Here is a 15,510-nt window from a genome sequence, read left to right as displayed (position 1 = left end):
GGACGCGTGAGCCGCAATGTTGGCCTTCATCGTCAGACGCATCATCACGACCATCCCGGTGATGGCCTTCGTGGCGCTGTTCGTCTTTTCCCTGCTCTATATCGCGCCGGGTGATCCGGCTGCGGTCATCGCCGGCGACCAGGCATCCCCCGCCGACGTCGAGCGCATCCGCGCGAGCCTCGGGCTCGACCGCCCCTATCTGGTGCGCTTCGCGGAATGGTTCTTCCGCGTGCTGCAGGGGGATCTCGGCACCTCGATCTTCACTTCGCTGCCGGTGACGCAACTCATCGCCCAGCGCATCGAGCCGACCTTGTCGCTCATGATCCTCACGCTGATCTTCGCGGTCACCATCGCGGTCCCGATGGGCGTCATCGCCGCCTGGAAGGCGGGGACCTGGATCGATCGCAGCGCCATGGCCTTCGCCGTCTTCGGCTTTTCCGTCCCGGTCTTCGTGGTCGGCTATCTGCTGGCCTATGTCTTCGCCCTGCAGCTCGACTGGGTGCCGGTCCAGGGCTACACGCCAATCTCCGAGGGCTTCGTGCCCTGGTTCAAGAATCTCGTCCTGCCGGCGATGACGCTGGGGCTGGTCTATATCGCGCTGATCGCGCGCATCACCCGCGCCACCATGCTTGAGGTCCTGCAGCAGGACTATGTCCGGACCGCCCAGGCCAAGGGCGTGGGGCAGCGCGAGGTTCTGTTCCTCCACGCCCTGAAGAACGCCGCGGTCCCGATCGTGACGATCATCGGCATCGGCATCGCGCTCCTGATCGGCGGCGCGGTCGTGACCGAGAGTGTCTTCGCCATACCGGGCCTCGGCCGGCTCACCGTCGATGCCATCCTGCGGCGTGACTATCCCGTCATCCAGGGCGTCGTTCTGATGTTCAGCCTGGTCTACGTGCTGGTGAACCTGCTCATCGACCTGACCTACACGATCGTCGATCCGAGGATACGCTATTGACGATGCAAAGCTCGATTCCGGCCCCCGCTGCGCTGGCGGCGGCCCCGGAGCCTGCGGTCGCTCCTCAGCTGGGGCGGTTCGGGCGCTTCCGGCGCTATCTGCGCCGTCACCCCGCTGTGGCGATCGGCGGTTCGCTGCTCGTCCTGATGGCGCTGATCGGCCTCTTCGCGCCGCTACTCTGGACGGTCGATCCCACCGCCATCGCCACCTCGCGGCGCACGCGCGTCCCCTCCGAACTCTACTGGTTCGGCACGGACATGCTCGGCCGGGACATTTACTCCCGTGTCGTCTACGGCGCGCGGGTCTCGCTCGTGGTCGGCTTCAGTGTCGCCATCCTGTCCTCGGTCATCGGCCTGACGATCGGCCTCTTCGCGGGCTTCGTGCGCTGGGCGGACGGCATCGTCATGCGGATCATCGACGGCATGATGTCGATCCCGCCGATCCTGCTCGCGATCGCGCTGATGGCGCTGACCCGCGGCTCGATCCAGAACGTCATCATCGCCATCACCGTGGCCGAGATCCCGCGCGTCGCGCGCCTCGTGCGCGGCGTCGTGCTGTCGCTGCGCGAGCAGCCCTATGTCGAGGCGGCGATCGCCAACGGCGCCCGCACGCCCCGCATCATCTTTCGCCACATCCTGCCCAACACCTTCGCGCCGATGAGCGTGCAGGCGACCTATATCTGCGCCAGCGCCATGATCATCGAGGCGATCCTTTCCTTCATCGGCGCCGGCATCCCGCCCGCGACGCCGTCCTGGGGCAACATCATGGCCGAGGGGCGCGCGCTCTGGCAGGTCAAGCCGCACATCATCCTGTTCCCGGCGATCTTCCTCTCGATCACCGTGCTGGCGGTGAATCTCCTGGGCGACGGCCTGCGCGACTCGCTGGACCCGCGGCTCGCCAAGGCCCTCTGAGGCCACTGCACCAACCGACATCTCCGGGCGCCTGCGCCCGGAGCGAGCCCCTCCACGATCCTGGCGATCGATGCATCGCCCCGCCGCAGCCGAGCCTTGCGCCATGCCAGAACGCCCAGACGCTTCGGCTCGGTTTCCCTTGATGGCGCCCGCCCGGGAGACAGACCGATGAGCCGCATCCTCACCATCGCCGCAGCCCAGCTCGGCCCGATCCAGCGGGACGAGAGCCGTGCCTCCGCTGTCTCGCGAATGATCGAGCTTATGCGTCAGGCCAAGACCCATGGCGCCGACCTCGTCGTCTATCCGGAAGCGGCGTTGACCGCCTTCTTCCCGCATTGGTGGATCGAGGACGAGGACGAGATCGACAGCCATTTCGAGAGCGCGATGCCCTCCAACGAGACCGCGCCGCTCTTCGACGAGGCCAAGCGCCTCGGGATCGGCTTCCATCTCGGCTATTGCGAACTCGCCCGGGAGGGCGGCCGCAAGCGCCGCTTCAACACGGCGATCCTCGTCGACAAATCAGGCGCGATCGTCGGCAAGTACCGCAAGATCCATCTGCCGGGCCACCCCGAGCATCGCCCCGAGGCGCCCTTCCAGAATCTCGAGAAGCGCTATTTCGAGACGGGCGATCTCGGCTGGCCGGTCTGGCGGACGATGGACGCCCATATCGGCATGATGATCTGCAACGACCGGCGCTGGCCCGAGAGCTATCGCACGATGGGTCTGCAGGATGTCGAGCTGATCGTGCTCGGCTACAACACCCCCAAGCACAATCCGCCGGCGCCCGACCACGACCGGCTCGGCAATTTCCACAACCAGCTCGTCATGCAGGCCGGCGCCTACCAGAACGCCACCTGGGTCGTCGGAGTCGCCAAGGCGGGTGTGGAAGCCGGCGTCGACCAGATCGGCGGCACCTGCATCATCGCCCCCACCGGTGAGGTCGTGGCGCAGGCGGTGACGGAGGGGGACGAACTGGTCGTCGCCCGCTGCGACATGGATCTCGGCAAGAGTTACAAGGCCTCGACCTTCAACTTCGCCCGGCACCGCGAGCCGCAGGCCTATGGGCTCATCGTCGAGCGCAAGGGCGCGATAGTGCCGGTGTGATGGCATCGGGCTTGGCGGTTCCGTGGCAAACACTTAGTATATCCGTCTTGGATATACGGAGGTAGCGATGCCGGCCAAAACCCGAGCGACCACCAAGCTCTTCGTGACCAACCGCAGCCAAGCCGTGCGCCTGCCGAAGGAACTCGCTTTCCCGCCCGAGGTGACCGAGGTCGAGATCATTAGGCAGGGCTCGGGCGTTCTGATCGTGCCGAAGGGTAAGGGGTGGAGCGATTTCTTTGAACGTGGGCCTCACGTCGACGAGGATTTCATGAAGGATTGGACCGAGCTTCCAGCGGATGAACGTGAACCGCTCTGATGCCGACCTACATGCTCGATACGAATATCTGCATCTACGTGATGAAGGCCACGGCGCTTTCGCCGTTGAAGGATCGTTTCGAGGCGCTGGCCGATGAAATCTGCATTTCGGTCATGACGATCGCGGAGCTTCGCTTCGGGGCGGAAAAATCCCTCCGCCGCGAACAGAGCCTGCGGGCGATCGACGACTTTTCGACCAACCTCGCAGTGTTGCCCTTCGATAAGCAGGCTGCCGAGAACTACGGTGGGTTGCGCGCGGAACTCGAGCGTGCCGGGACTCCGTGCGGCTTGCACGACACCCAAATCGGCGCCCATGCCCGCAGCCGGGGCCTGATCATCGTCACCAACAACCGTCGAGAGTTCGACCGCATGCCCGGTCTGCGTGTCGAGAACTGGGTTTGAGCCCGGTTCTCGGCCACATCTGTTTTGCAAAGCCTGCCAAGGGGGAACTGCCGAATGACCCACGATCTCATCCTGAAGGGCGGTCGCGTCATCGACCCCTCGCAGAAGCATGACGGCGTCCTCGACGTCGCCTTCACCGATGGCAAGGTCTCCGGTTTCGGCAAGGACCTGAAGGGCGCCAAGGAAGTTCGCGACGTCTCCGGCTATATCGTCACGCCGGGCCTGATCGACCTTCACACCCATGTCTATTGGGGCGGCACGTCGCTGGGCATCGACGCCGACGAGTTCTGCCGGGCCTCGGGCGTGACCACCTCGGTCGATACCGGCTCGGCCGGGCCGGGCAACTGGCCGGGCTTCCGCAAGCACGTCATCGAGAAGAGCCAGGCCCGCATCCTCGCCTATCTCCATGTCAGCCATGCCGGCATCTACGGCTTCGATCATCGCGTCATGGTCGGCGAGAGCCGCGACATGGCGATGATGAACCCGATCGACTGCGCTGAGGTCGCCGACAAGAACCGCGACCTCATCGTCGGCATCAAGGTCCGCGTCGGCCTGCATGCCTCGGGCGACCAGGGCACGGCGCCGCTCAATGTCGCGCTGCAGGTCGCCAACGAGGTCGGCATGCCCCTGATGTGCCATATCGACCATCCGCCGCCATCCTATGAGGAGGTGGTGAACATGCTGCGGCCAGGCGACGTGCTCACCCACGCCTTTCGCCCCTTCCCGAACGCCCCCTGCACGGCGCAGGGCACGGTGAAGCCCGAGGTTCTGGCGGCCCGCAAGCGCGGCGTCATCTTCGACATAGGCCATGGCAAGGGCTCGTTCTCCTTCAAGACGACGCGCGCCATGCTCGCCAACGGCTTCCAGCCGGACGTGATCTCGTCGGACGTCCACAAGCTCTGCATCGACGGCCCGGCCTATGATCAGGTCACGACGATGTCGAAGTTCCTGCTGATGGGCATGAGCCTGAACGACGTCGTCGCAGCCTCGACCGTCAACGCCGCCATGGCGCTGAAGCGCCCGGAATATGGCTCGCTCAAGGTCGGCTCGCTCGGCGACGCGACGATCCTGACGGTGAAGGAAGGCAAGTTCGACTATGCCGACGCCACCGGCGAGTACATGACCGGCGACCGCAAGATCGTCTCCGAGGGCGTCGTGCTCAAGGGCGCCTGGTGGCATCCGAAGCGGACGAACAAGTTCAGGAAGGTCGCGGGCTGATCCGGCTCCATCGTGTCATTCCGGGGCTTCGCGCCAGCGAAGAACCCGGAATCCACGATCGGGTCACCGATGGACCTCACCGCTGCCACGTGCAGCGCCCGGTCGTGGGTTCCGCGTTCGAGCCTGCGGCTCGCCCCGGAATGACGAAGGGATCGATTGTTGCAAAGCGTGCTCTGGCGCCCGATGACCGCGACCGACCTGCCGGCCGTTCTGGCGGTCGCGGCCGTGGTGCATTCGGACTATCCCGAAGATGAGACCGTCTTCGCCGAGCGGCTGCGCCTGTTTCCGCAAGGCTGCCTCGTGCTGGAGGGAGCAGACGGCCCGATCGGCTATGTCGTTGCCCATCCCTGGCTGCGCGCCGCGCCGCCGGCGCTCAACAGCCTGCTGGGCGAGCTGCCGTCGCAGGCCGGCTGCTTCTACATCCACGATCTCGCGCTCCTGCCGCAGGCACGGGGCAGCGGGGCCGGCGGCGTCGTCGTCGCGAGGCTCGCCGAGATCGCGGCCCGTGCCGGCCTGCCGCGCCTCGCGCTGGTCGCGATCGACGGCTCGTCGCGCTTCTGGCGGCGGCAGGGCTTTCGCGCGGTGCATGAGCCTGCCCTTGCGGAGAAGCTCGCCAGCTATGACGATGCCGCCCGCTATATGGAGCGCGCGCTCCATCCAGAACACGAAACGACCGCAGAGGGACGAACGACACCATGAGCGCCGAGCAGAAACTGAAGGATCTGGGCCTGGAACTGCCCGCGATGGTGGCGCCGATGGCCAATTATGTGCGCTTCAAGAAGGCTGGCGACCTCGTCTTCCTCTCGGGCCAGGGGCCGCGCAACCCCGACGGCTCGATCCCCAACGGAAAGGTCGGCAAGGAGTTCACGACCGAACAGGCCTATGATTTCGCCAAGAACACCGGACTCGGCCTGCTCGCGGCGATGAAGGAGGCCGCCGGCTCGCTCGACAAGGTCGAGGTCATCAAGCTGCTTGGCATGGTCAACGCCGTGCCGGAGTATGGCGACCAGCCCAAGGTCATCAATGGCTGCTCGGACCTGCTCGTCGCCGTGCTCGGCGAGAACGGGCGCCATGCCCGCTCGGCCGTCGGCATGGGCTCCCTGCCGGGCAACATGCCGGTCGAGATCGAAGTCATCATCAAGGTGCTGCCGTAATGGCGGCCGACCATGAAGGCCTGAAGGCCGAGATCGCGCGCATCTACGGCACGCCGGCGGTGGTGATCGATCTCGACAAGGTCGAGGCCAACATCGCGCGCCTTCAGGCCGTTTGCGATGCCAAGGGCGTCGCCAACCGCCCGCATATCAAGACCCACAAATCGCCCGAACTCGCCCGCCTCCAGATCGAGGCCGGCGCGCGCGGCATCACCTGCCAGAAGCTCGGCGAGGCCGAGGTCATGGCCGATGGCGGCATCGACGACATCCTGATCAGCTACAATATCCTCGGCGAGCAGAAGCTCGGCCGTCTCGGCCATCTCCAGCGCCGGGTCCGGATGATCGTGGCGGCCGACAACCCCGTGACCATCGCCGGCCTGCCCCAGGCGGCGGAGATCGCAGGGCGCGACCTCGAGGTCGTCATCGAATGCGACACCGGCCGCCAGCGTGCCGGCGTCGAAACGCCCGGCGAGGCGGTCGAACTGGCGAAGTTGATCGCGGGCTCGAAGGGGCTGCGCTTCGCCGGATTCCTGATGTACCCGCCCGAGGATGGCTGGGCGCGTACGCAAATGTTCCTCGACACCGCCAATGACGGCCTGCGCGAGGCGGGGCTGGAGGCGTCGATCGTCTCCACCGGCGGCTCGCCCAACATTCCCCATATCGGCGAACTCAAGGGCGCCACCGAGCACCGCGCCGGCACCTCGATCTTCAACGACCGGATGCAGGTCGCGGCCGGGGTGGCGAGCCTGGAGGACTGCGCGCTGACCGTCTACGCCACGGTGGTCAGCCGGGCCGGCCCAGAGCGCGGCATCCTCGATTCGGGCTCCAAGACGCTGACGAGCGACACCGGCGGCCTGGATGGCCACGGCCACATCCTCGAATACCCGGCGGCACGCATCGCGAAATTCGCCGAGGAGCACGGCTTCCTCGATCTGTCGGCGAGCAATGACCGGCCGGGCGTGGGCGAAATCGTGCGCGTGGTGCCCAACCATGTCTGCGTCGTCGTCAACATGGTCGATCGACTGGTGACGGTACGGGGCGGCCAGCTTGTGGGCGAACTGCCGGTCGCGGCGCGGGGCAAGCTGGTCTGAACGGCGGGAACCGGGGGAGGCTCAGGCCTCTCCCGCATGCCGGGCGATGCCGCGACCTCAGTTCTGGCCGATCTTGCTGCCCTTGATGACCGTATTGGCGCTCGATTTGACGGTGACACGGCCCGACGCGCTGGTGGTGATGTCGCGCCCTCGCAGCGTCACCGACCCATCCTTCTTGAGCTCGAGCTGGGCGCTGCCGCTCTTCACCGTCGCTTCGTCGGCGGCCGTCACCGCGAGCTTCTTGCGGGTTGCGATCGTCAGATCCTTCATGGCCTCGATCGCGAAGGCCTGGTCGCTGAAGAGGCTGAGATCGACCGACGCCTGAACATGGCACTGCCGGCTGTCGAGCGTGATCTCCTGACCGCCGGCCAGCCTGATCCGGGTGCCGGCGGTGACGGCGAAGATGCTGCCGGCCGACAGGGCGAAAGCGCTGCCGGCCGTGAGCGACAAGGCGCCTCCTGCGGTGACGCTGATGCCGCCAGGGGCCGTAATCGCGAGCGCGCCGCCGGGCGTGGCGGAAATCATCGCCGTCAGGGCCGCGAGCTGGCTTTCCAGCTTGGCGATCCGGCGCTCCAGCGCATCGCTGTCGGCTGCCATGTCGATGTCTCCTGCCGCTCTGGCCACCGGACGTAGCGGCAGGTGTAGCGCATCCCGCCTGCCATCTGGAGTCCCGGGCGGAACAGCCTACCCGGGGTGCCGCGCGTTCCACGCCTCCGCATAGGTCGTGCAGAGGCGGTCGAGTTCGTCGCGGTCGGTCACGCCCGCCGGACGCGAGCGCGAGGGCGAGGCCTGCTGGAAGGGAACATAGCGCTGATGCGCCAGGCGCCAGAGGCGGCGCAGCTCGGCCAGCGGGTCGGCGTGGTCATCGACGCGGATGTCGAAGCTCGGCACAGGCTCGCCCGACCAGATCCGGATCGCCGCCGACTGCCGGCCGCGCTTGTCGCCGCCCGCCTTCTCGCCGGCCTCCAGCGCGACCAGCAGCCGCTCGTCGAAATCCAGCGCGGAGGCCGCGATATAGGCCTTCAGCGTCTGCTGGATCACCTCGGGTCCGCTGAGCATGTTGCCGGCGACGGAGACCTGCGGTCCGTCGACGGCACCGCACCAGTCGATGCAGGAGGCTCCGGTGAAGGCGGCGATCTTGCCCTCGCGGTCGATCACGTGGAGCTGACGGTGGGCGCGGCCTTCGTCGGCTGCGGTCAGCGTCGCGATGATCTCGACCGCCGATCGGCCCTCCTGGAGGAGGCGCATCCCGTCAACCCCGTAGAGCGGATTGACGAAGGCCTGCGTCGCGATGGCGCCGATGCGGCCACCGCCATAGGGCACGCGTGACCCGACAGCGAAGGCGCAGGTCGAGACGGCGACACCATAGGCGCCGGTGGCGGCGTCGCGGGCGACGATGGACCAGGTCATGCGTTCTTCCTCACCGGCCGGCCGCGTAGGCCTGCATCAGACGCGGCGTCGCGGCCGCGCGCAAGAGACCGTCGGCGCTCTTTTCGGCGGCGGTGAGGCGGCCGATCGTCCAGGCCGGCGCCCGCTCCAGCTTGTGGCCGCGCGCGACGAGATCGGCCAGCACCCGTTCGCCGATGCTCTCCTCCACCGCCAGATGGCCGAGCTTGGCCTCGCGCGGATAGAAGGTCGAGGGGAAGTGCTGGGTGTGGAACAGCGGCAGGTCGATCGCCTCCTGCAGGTTGAGGCCGTGATGCACGCGGCGCAGGAACAGGCCGAGCTGCCACTGCTCCTGTTGGTCGCCGCCGGGCGTGCCGAAGACGAGGCGCGGCTCGCCGTTCTCGAAGGCCAGCGAGGGCGTCAGCGTCGTGCGCGGCCGCTTGAACGGGGCGAGCGCCGAGGGTAGCCCCTCGTCGAGGAAGAAGGCCTGGGCGCGCGCGTTGAGCGGGAAGCCGAGCGCCGGAATCACCGGTGAGGACTGGAACCAGCCGCCCGAAGGGGTGGCGGCGATCATGTTGCCCCATTTGTCGATGACGTCGATATGGACCGTGTCGCCGCGCCGCCCGGCCGCGACCATCGCCGCCGTCGTCGGCTCGCCGACGGTGGCGTCGCCCTTGCCGGCCTCTCCGGCATACCGCACGCCGGCCATGGCCTGCGCCACCTGCGCCTCGAAGCCGGCGATCATGCCCGGGCGCAGTTCCTGCGAGGCGGTGTCGGTGATCAGGTTGCGGCGGCCGCGGGCATAATCCTCCGAAAGCAGCGTCGCCAGCGGCACCTTCACGAAATCGGGGTCGCCGTAATAGGCCTCGCGGTCGGCGAAGGCGAGCTTCATCGCCTCCGCGACATGGTGCACGAAGGCGGCGCTGTCGGGGCCCATCCCGGCGATGTCGATGCCCTCGAGGATCTTCAGCGTCTGCAGGAAGACGGGCCCCTGGCCCCAAGGGCCGATCTTGAAGACCTCCCAGCCGTGATAGGTCACGCTGGCGGGCGTCTCATAGGTCGGCTGCCAGCGCGCCATGTCGTCGGCGGTGAGCAGGCCCTTGTGGCGGCGTCCGGAGGAGTCGATCGCCTCCGTCGTCCGGCAGAAGGAGTTGATCGCCTCGGCGACGAAGCCCTTGTACCAGGCGTCGTAGGCGGCCTGGATCTGCTTCTCGCGGGTGCCGCCGGCGGCCTCGGCCTCGCTCAGGATGCGCTTGTAGGTCTCGGCCGCGGCCTTGTTGCGGAAGAGAGCCTTGGCCTGCGGCACCTGACCGCCTGGCAGATAGACCTCGCCCGAGGTCGGCCATTCGTTGGTGAACAGGTCGGTCAGCCCGGCGATGGTGTCCGAGACGCGTGGCAGCATCGGGTGGCCGTTCTCGAAATAGCCGATCGCCGGCTCCAGAACCTCACGCAACGGCAAGAGGCCATGGTCGCGCAGCAGCGTCATCCAGCCGCCGAAGGCGCCGGGCACGACGGCGGCGAGCAGACCCGAACCGGGCACGAGATCGAGCCCCAGCGCCTTGAAGGCCTCGATGGTGGCGGCCTCCGGCGCCGTGCCCTGGCCGCAGATCACCTCGACCTTCTTCGTCCTGGCCGAATAGAACACCGCCGGCATCTCACCGCCGGGGCCGACCAGATGCGGCTCGACGACCTGCAGCACGAAGGCGGCCGCCGCGCAGGCGTCGAAGGCGTTGCCGCCCTTCTCCAGCATCGCCATGCCGGTCGCGGTCGCGAGCCAATGCGTCGAGGTGCAGACACCGAAGGTGCCGAGGATTTCAGGCCGGGTCGTGAACATGGGTGGTCCTTAGGCTCAGTTTTCTTTGGGATCGAGCACGTCGCGTAAGCCATCGCCGAGCAGGTTGAAGCCGAGCACGGCGAGGAAGATGCAGACGCCCGGCGCCACCGACATCCACGGCGCCTGCTCCATGAAATTCTTGGCGACGTTCAGCATCTGGCCCCAGGACGGGGCAGGGGGCTGCTGGCCGAGCCCGAGGAAGGACAGGGCCGCCTCGAGGATGATCGCCTGCGCCATGAACAGCGTAGATTGCACCACGATCGGCGAGAGGATGTTCGGCAGGATGTGGCGCAGCACGATCCGCAGATCGCGGGCACCCACAGCCCTCGCACCTTCGACGAAATCCTCCGCCTTGACGCTCAGCACCTGCGCCCGCACCAGACGCACGAAGATCGGCACGGCCGAGAGGCCGATCGCGATCATCGCATTGGTCAGCGAGGGGCCGAGAACGGCCGCGAACGCGATCGCCAGGATCAGGAAGGGGCAGGCCAGCATCGCCTCGGTGACGCGCGAGATCGCGGCGTCGATCCAGCCGCCATACCAGCCCGCCAGCAGCCCGAAGGGGATGCCGATGGCGAGCGCGATCACGACCGAGACGATGCCCGCCAGCAGCGAGGCCTGGGCGCCGAAGAACAGCCGTGAGACCTGGTCGCGCCCGAGTTCGTCCGTCCCGAACCAGTAGAGCTCCGAGGGCGGCTTGCGGATGGCGAGGAAGTTCGACTTCAGCGGATCGGCGAGCGGTAGCAGCGGCGCCAGCACGGCCATCAGCACGAAGGCGAGCACGATGGCGCCGCCGATCAGGGCGGAGCGATTGCGGGAGAGCCGGACCAGCACGCCCGGACGTGGCCGCAAGGCGAGTTCGGGAGGCGTGGCGAGCGTGTCGGTGGCTGCGGTCGTCATCACTGCGCCCTCAGCCGCGGGTTGACCAGGATGTAGAGCACATCTGCCAAGAGGTTCATCAGGATGAAGCCGATCGCCGTGCACAGCACCACGCCCTGCACGACGCCATAGTCGCGGTTGAAGACCGCATCGACGATGAGCTTGCCGAAGCCGGGGATGGTGAAGACCTGCTCGGTCAGCACCGCGCCCGCCAGCAATTCGCCGAACAGGATCGTCGTCAGCGTGATGATCGGCACCAGCGCGTTTCGGAGCGCATGCCGGTTCACGACCGCGTCCTCGTCCAGCCCCTTGGCGCGCGCGGTGCGGACATAGTCGGAGCGCAGCACCTCCAGCATGGCCGAGCGCGTATGCCGCATCAGAAAGGCGGCGAGGCTCGAACCGAGAACGAAGGCCGGCATGATCAGCCGCTCGATCGCACCCTTTGGGTCGCTGAAGAACGGCTCGTAGCCTGAAGCCGGCAGCCATTTCAGTTCAACCGACACGACCAGGATCAGCATGATGCCCAGCCAGAAATTCGGGATCGACAGCCCCGACAGCGCCAGCGCGCTCGTCGAGTAGTCCACCACCGTGTCCTTGCGCCGCGCCGCCAGCACGCCGGCGGGAATGCCGATGGCGATGGCGACGAGGATCGAGGCGATGGCGAGTTGCAGCGTCACCGGCAGCTTCTGCAGAATCAGCCCGAGCACAGGCTCGCCGGTCCGCAGCGAACGGCCGAAATCGCCCTGCATCACCTGGCCGAGCCAGGCGAAGAACTGAACGATGACGGGATCGTCCATGCGGTAGATGGCGCGCAAGCGTGCGATCACCTCCGGATCGCGCTCCTCGCCGGCGATGACGAGGAACGGATCGCCCGGCAGCGCACGCTGCAGGGCGAACACGAACAGCGACACGAGAAACAGCGTCGGGATCGCGATCAGGACGCGGCGGCCGATCAGCGCGAGCATGATGCGGCTCTACGCGATTCCCCTCCCCCTTGTGGGGAGGGGCTAGGGGTGGGGGTCGAAAAGCAGGGACGCGCGACGGTCAGCTTAGGCGATAGAGATCGTGCCATGCGCGAAAACAGGAACTGTATCGCCAAGCGGAGCCACCCCCATCCCTCTCCCTTCCCCACAAGGGGGAAGGGAAGCGCGTAACTCCGAACAGGCACGGACATCCTCAAGAGCGCTTGATCCCCGCCAGCCGGATCATGCCGTCGGGGCTGATCACGAAGCCGCTCATATTGGCGCGCATCGCGAAAAAGACCGTCTGGTTGTAGAGATAGACGATCGGCAACTCGTCCTGCAGGAACTTCTGCGCGGCGTCGTAGCGCTTCTTGCGCTCGGCGACGTCATAGATCGTGCGGGCTTCGTCGAGCAGCCGGTCGACCTCGGCGTTGGAATAGCGCCCGTCGTTCTGGTTGCCCTTGGTGGTGACGAACTGGTGCAGGTTGCCGTCCGGGTCGATGCGGCCCGACCAGCCGATGCGGCTCATCTGGAACTTGCCCTGCTGCTGGTCGCGCAGCTGGCTGGCGAACTCCGTCGAGCGGATCTGGATGTCAATGCCGGCTTCGGCCGCCATGGCCTGGATCACCTGGCCGAGCTGGGCGTCGACCGGGTTGTTGGTGACGAAGAGTTCGACCGAGACCTTGGTCAGCCCGGCCTCCTTGAGCAGCGCCTTCGCCTTGGCGACATCGCGCGCCGGCACCGGGAAATCGGCGCTGACATAAGGGTTGCCCGGGTTGAAGGGCTGCACGATCGGCTGGTACAGGCCTTCGAACACGACCTGGCTCAGCACCTTACGGTCGATCGAGAGCGAGAGCGCCTGGCGGACGCGCTTGTCCATGCCCATCGGCTGCTTGGCGGCGTCGCCATGGGCGGTGTTGATGGTGATGCCCTGATAGCCGAGATTGGCGACGCTGGTGACCTTGAGGGCCTTGTCGCCCTGCGCCGACTTCACGTCGGTGGGCGCCAGCCGCTCCAGCATGTCGAGCTCGCCCGAGCGCAGATTGGCCAGCCGCACCGTGGTGTCGGGAATCGCGCGGTAGATCACGCGATCGAAATGATAGTTCTGCGCTTCCCAATGCTCCTTGAAGCGCTCCAGCACGATGCGGTCGTTCTGCACCCGCTCGACGAATTTGTAAGGACCGGAGCAAACGGGCTTCGAACCGATGTCGCCCGCCAGGCTCTTGGGCGCCAGCATCATGCCGGCACGGTCGGTGAGCTGCGCGAGCAGCGTCGCATCCGGCCGCTTCAGCTTGAGCGCGATCGTGGTGGGATCGACGACGGTGATGCTCTCGACCGAGGCGAGCTCGGACTTGCGCAGTGACTCGGGCAGGGTCCGGGCGCGCTCGAGATTGGCCTTGGCGGCCTCGGCGTTGAAAGCCTCGCCGTCATGGAACTTGGCGTCGCTGCGCAGCTTCATCGTCAGCGTCAGCCCATCGGCCGAGAACGACCACTCGGTCGCGAGCCGCGGCACGATCTTCAGATCGGGCGTGATGTCGAGAAGCTTGTCGCAAAGCCCCTTGAAGACGATCCGGCCGACGAAGGTGCGCGCCCTGTGCGGATCGAGCACGTCGGGGTCCTCCTGCAGGCCGATGCGCAGGGTCGAGGGGGCCTGTGCCATCGCGGGCAGGGTGGCCAGCGTGAGAACGGTGGCCGAGGCCAGGGCGGTGAGCAGCTTCATCGAATGTCCCCTGTTGTCGTCTACGGTCATGATCGCCGAAGATCGTTCCGGTTGGTACCAGAGTGATGCAAAATCGCAGCGGCGTCGATGCCGCACTGCAGCCGCCGCCTCCGACTGCATGCCGTTACGGAGGCGGCTTGCATGCAATTCGGCTGCCAGCTTTGGGCGATGTGGCCTTGGCCCTCACGCGCCGTGCTGCATCGCCTTGACGGCAGCGGGCCGCTACAAGACCACCCAACGAGACCGGCACAACGCCGAATGGAGGAAAGACGATGCTGCTGGGTGTGATCGCCGACGACATGACGGGCGCGACCGATGTGGCGCTGATGCTGAACCGCAGCGGCATGCGCACGGTGCAGACCATCGGCGTTCCCCGCCCCGGCCAGGCACTGCCGGAGGCTGACGCCGTCGTCGTCGCGCTGAAGTCGCGCACCAACCCGGTGGCCGAGGCCATCGCCGATTCGCTGGCCGCCTGCGAGGCGCTGCTGGCTGCGGGCGCACGGCAGATCCTGTTCAAGTACTGCTCGACCTTTGACTCGACGGCGCAGGGCAATATCGGCCCCGTCGCCGATGCGCTGGCGCAGCGGCTGGGCGCCGGTCTCGCCATCGTCTGTCCCGCCTTTCCAGCCAATGGCCGCTCGATCTACCAAGGCTATCTCTTCGCCGGCGCCGTGCCGCTTCACGAAAGCTCGATGAAGGACCATCCGCTGACGCCGATGCGAGATTCGAGCCTGATCCGCCTCATGGCCGCGCAGACCACGGCCACGGTCGGGCTGGTCGATTACGCAACCGTCCTGGCCGGAGCTGAGGCCGTGAAGACCCGCTTCGCTGCGCTGACCGACCAGGGCGTGCGCTATGTCGTCACCGACGCGCTCACCAACGCCGATCTAATGGTGCTGGGCGAGGCGGTTGCCGATCACAAGCTCCTCACCGGCGGTTCTGGCATCGCGATGGGCTTGCCGCAGAACTTCCGCCGTGCCGGCCTGCTGTCGGAGCGCGAGATCGCCGCGAGCCTCGCGGCGCCGAAGGGCCGCGCCGGCATCATCTCCGGCAGCTGCTCGACAGCGACGCGCGGCCAGATCGCTAAGGCGATCGAGGCCGGCTATCCCGCCCTGAAGGTCGATCCGATGGCGCTGGTCTCCGGTGCGCAGGATGCAGCAAAGCTCGCCGACTGGGCGTTGGCGCAGGCCAGTGATACACCCTTCCTGCTTTATTCCAGCGATGATCCGGCGGAGGTCGCCGCCATCCAGGACAAGCTCGGGCGTGAGAGGGCCGGCGAGACGGTCGAGCACGCCTTTGCGCAGACGGCGGCCCTGCTGGCCGAGGGCGGCGTCTCGCGCTTGCTGGTCGCGGGTGGCGAGACCTCGGGGGCCGTCGTCCAGGGGCTCGGCATCGGCCTGCTCGAGATCGGCCCCGAGATCGATCCGGGCGTGCCCTGGACCCGCGTCGCGCAGGGCCGCGATATGGTGATTGCGCTCAAATCCGGCAATTTCGGTGCGCCCGACTTCTTCCTGAAGGCCTGGGCCCTGCTGCGCTGAGGCCGGGTCGGCGAGGCCGGGCTTGCACGCGCCGCCCGGCA

General features: G+C 67.1%; 16 protein-coding genes. 10 read left to right on the top strand and 6 right to left on the bottom strand.

All coding sequences use genetic code 11. The features are described from left to right. Positions 1-16: 16 nt before the first annotated feature. From SJY11_RS19670 to SJY11_RS19630, 9 genes are all read left to right on the top strand, one after another. Positions 17-958 carry an ABC transporter permease gene (locus SJY11_RS19670; RefSeq protein WP_376988429.1) on the top strand — a complete coding sequence of 314 codons (942 nt, stop codon included), beginning with the start codon at positions 17-19 and terminating at the stop codon, positions 956-958. A 2-nt stretch (positions 959-960) separates the two neighbouring features. Then, on the top strand, positions 961-1,869 hold the full coding sequence (locus SJY11_RS19665; protein ID WP_376988428.1) for an ABC transporter permease: 909 nt from the start codon (positions 961-963) through the stop codon (positions 1,867-1,869). Between the two features lie 168 nt (positions 1,870-2,037). After that, on the top strand, positions 2,038-2,973 hold the full coding sequence (locus tag SJY11_RS19660; protein ID WP_376988427.1) for an N-carbamoyl-D-amino-acid hydrolase: 936 nt from the start codon (positions 2,038-2,040) through the stop codon (positions 2,971-2,973). Positions 2,974-3,040: 67 nt separating this feature from the next. Further along, the gene (vapB, locus tag SJY11_RS19655; protein ID WP_376988426.1) at positions 3,041-3,289 is read left to right on the top strand and encodes a type II toxin-antitoxin system VapB family antitoxin; all 249 of its coding nucleotides are present in this window, start codon (positions 3,041-3,043) and stop codon (positions 3,287-3,289) included. Next, entirely contained in the window at positions 3,289-3,690 is a 402-nt protein-coding gene (gene vapC, locus SJY11_RS19650) for a type II toxin-antitoxin system tRNA(fMet)-specific endonuclease VapC (protein WP_376988425.1), read from the top strand. Before vapB ends, vapC begins: the two co-directional genes overlap by 1 nt. A gap of 54 nt (positions 3,691-3,744) precedes the next feature. Further along, positions 3,745-4,908 (top strand): amidohydrolase/deacetylase family metallohydrolase, encoded by a 1,164-nt coding sequence (locus tag SJY11_RS19645; protein ID WP_376988424.1) that lies wholly within the window; start codon positions 3,745-3,747, stop codon positions 4,906-4,908. A gap of 183 nt (positions 4,909-5,091) precedes the next feature. Further along, a complete protein-coding gene (locus SJY11_RS19640; RefSeq protein WP_376988423.1) occupies positions 5,092-5,607 on the top strand; it encodes a GNAT family N-acetyltransferase in 516 nt (171 codons plus the stop codon). Continuing rightward, positions 5,604-6,062, top strand: a complete 459-nt coding sequence (locus tag SJY11_RS19635) for a RidA family protein (protein WP_376988422.1) — start codon at positions 5,604-5,606, stop codon at positions 6,060-6,062. The genes SJY11_RS19640 and SJY11_RS19635 overlap by 4 nt, the downstream gene beginning before the upstream one ends. Next, a complete protein-coding gene (locus SJY11_RS19630; RefSeq protein ID WP_376988421.1) occupies positions 6,062-7,150 on the top strand; it encodes a D-TA family PLP-dependent enzyme in 1,089 nt (362 codons plus the stop codon). The genes SJY11_RS19635 and SJY11_RS19630 overlap by 1 nt, the downstream gene beginning before the upstream one ends. Before the next feature lie 57 nt (positions 7,151-7,207). Here the strand turns inward: SJY11_RS19630 and SJY11_RS19625 are convergent, their stop codons facing one another. The 6 genes from SJY11_RS19625 to SJY11_RS19600 all read right to left on the bottom strand — a co-directional run bounded on the left by SJY11_RS19625 (position 7,208) and on the right by SJY11_RS19600 (position 13,931). Further along, complete coding sequence (locus tag SJY11_RS19625; protein ID WP_376988420.1) at positions 7,208-7,747, bottom strand: DUF2345 domain-containing protein; 540 nt, start codon at positions 7,745-7,747, stop codon at positions 7,208-7,210. An 87-nt stretch (positions 7,748-7,834) separates the two neighbouring features. Further along, positions 7,835-8,560 carry a DUF1028 domain-containing protein gene (locus SJY11_RS19620; protein ID WP_376988419.1) on the bottom strand — a complete coding sequence of 242 codons (726 nt, stop codon included), beginning with the start codon at positions 8,558-8,560 and terminating at the stop codon, positions 7,835-7,837. Between the two features lie 10 nt (positions 8,561-8,570). Then, positions 8,571-10,370 (bottom strand): gamma-glutamyltransferase family protein, encoded by a 1,800-nt coding sequence (locus SJY11_RS19615; RefSeq protein ID WP_376988418.1) that lies wholly within the window; start codon positions 10,368-10,370, stop codon positions 8,571-8,573. Between the two features lie 15 nt (positions 10,371-10,385). Next, the gene (locus SJY11_RS19610) at positions 10,386-11,270 is read right to left on the bottom strand and encodes an ABC transporter permease (RefSeq protein ID WP_376988417.1); all 885 of its coding nucleotides are present in this window, start codon (positions 11,268-11,270) and stop codon (positions 10,386-10,388) included. Then, positions 11,270-12,214: an ABC transporter permease gene (locus SJY11_RS19605; RefSeq protein ID WP_376988416.1), complete on the bottom strand. Its 945-nt coding sequence runs from the start codon at positions 12,212-12,214 to the stop codon at positions 11,270-11,272. Before SJY11_RS19605 ends, SJY11_RS19610 begins: the two co-directional genes overlap by 1 nt. 211 nt (positions 12,215-12,425) lie before the next feature. Then, entirely contained in the window at positions 12,426-13,931 is a 1,506-nt protein-coding gene (locus SJY11_RS19600; RefSeq protein WP_376988415.1) for an ABC transporter substrate-binding protein, read from the bottom strand. 272 nt (positions 13,932-14,203) lie between these two features. Between SJY11_RS19600 and otnK the strand changes: the two genes are divergently transcribed. After that, positions 14,204-15,469: a 3-oxo-tetronate kinase gene (gene otnK / locus SJY11_RS19595; RefSeq protein WP_376988414.1), complete on the top strand. Its 1,266-nt coding sequence runs from the start codon at positions 14,204-14,206 to the stop codon at positions 15,467-15,469. Positions 15,470-15,510: the final 41 nt, after the last annotated feature.

The organism is Allobosea sp. R86505, from assembly GCF_042466375.1.
Taxonomy (GTDB): domain Bacteria; phylum Pseudomonadota; class Alphaproteobacteria; order Rhizobiales; family Beijerinckiaceae; genus Allobosea.
Note: the sequence above shows the minus strand (reverse complement) of the source record. Positions and strands in the feature narration are given on the sequence as shown.

Coding starts and splice junctions, on each gene's coding strand:
- SJY11_RS19670 (WP_376988429.1), top strand. CDS start 17: ATGTTGGCCTTCATCGTCAGACGCATCATCACGACCATCCCGGTGATG.
- SJY11_RS19665 (WP_376988428.1), top strand. CDS start 961: ATGCAAAGCTCGATTCCGGCCCCCGCTGCGCTGGCGGCGGCCCCGGAG.
- SJY11_RS19660 (WP_376988427.1), top strand. CDS start 2,038: ATGAGCCGCATCCTCACCATCGCCGCAGCCCAGCTCGGCCCGATCCAG.
- vapB (WP_376988426.1), top strand. CDS start 3,041: ATGCCGGCCAAAACCCGAGCGACCACCAAGCTCTTCGTGACCAACCGC.
- vapC (WP_376988425.1), top strand. CDS start 3,289: ATGCCGACCTACATGCTCGATACGAATATCTGCATCTACGTGATGAAG.
- SJY11_RS19645 (WP_376988424.1), top strand. CDS start 3,745: ATGACCCACGATCTCATCCTGAAGGGCGGTCGCGTCATCGACCCCTCG.
- SJY11_RS19640 (WP_376988423.1), top strand. CDS start 5,092: ATGACCGCGACCGACCTGCCGGCCGTTCTGGCGGTCGCGGCCGTGGTG.
- SJY11_RS19635 (WP_376988422.1), top strand. CDS start 5,604: ATGAGCGCCGAGCAGAAACTGAAGGATCTGGGCCTGGAACTGCCCGCG.
- SJY11_RS19630 (WP_376988421.1), top strand. CDS start 6,062: ATGGCGGCCGACCATGAAGGCCTGAAGGCCGAGATCGCGCGCATCTAC.
- SJY11_RS19625 (WP_376988420.1), bottom strand. CDS start 7,747: ATGGCAGCCGACAGCGATGCGCTGGAGCGCCGGATCGCCAAGCTGGAA.
- SJY11_RS19620 (WP_376988419.1), bottom strand. CDS start 8,560: ATGACCTGGTCCATCGTCGCCCGCGACGCCGCCACCGGCGCCTATGGT.
- SJY11_RS19615 (WP_376988418.1), bottom strand. CDS start 10,370: ATGTTCACGACCCGGCCTGAAATCCTCGGCACCTTCGGTGTCTGCACC.
- SJY11_RS19610 (WP_376988417.1), bottom strand. CDS start 11,270: ATGACGACCGCAGCCACCGACACGCTCGCCACGCCTCCCGAACTCGCC.
- SJY11_RS19605 (WP_376988416.1), bottom strand. CDS start 12,214: ATGCTCGCGCTGATCGGCCGCCGCGTCCTGATCGCGATCCCGACGCTG.
- SJY11_RS19600 (WP_376988415.1), bottom strand. CDS start 13,931: ATGAAGCTGCTCACCGCCCTGGCCTCGGCCACCGTTCTCACGCTGGCC.
- otnK (WP_376988414.1), top strand. CDS start 14,204: ATGCTGCTGGGTGTGATCGCCGACGACATGACGGGCGCGACCGATGTG.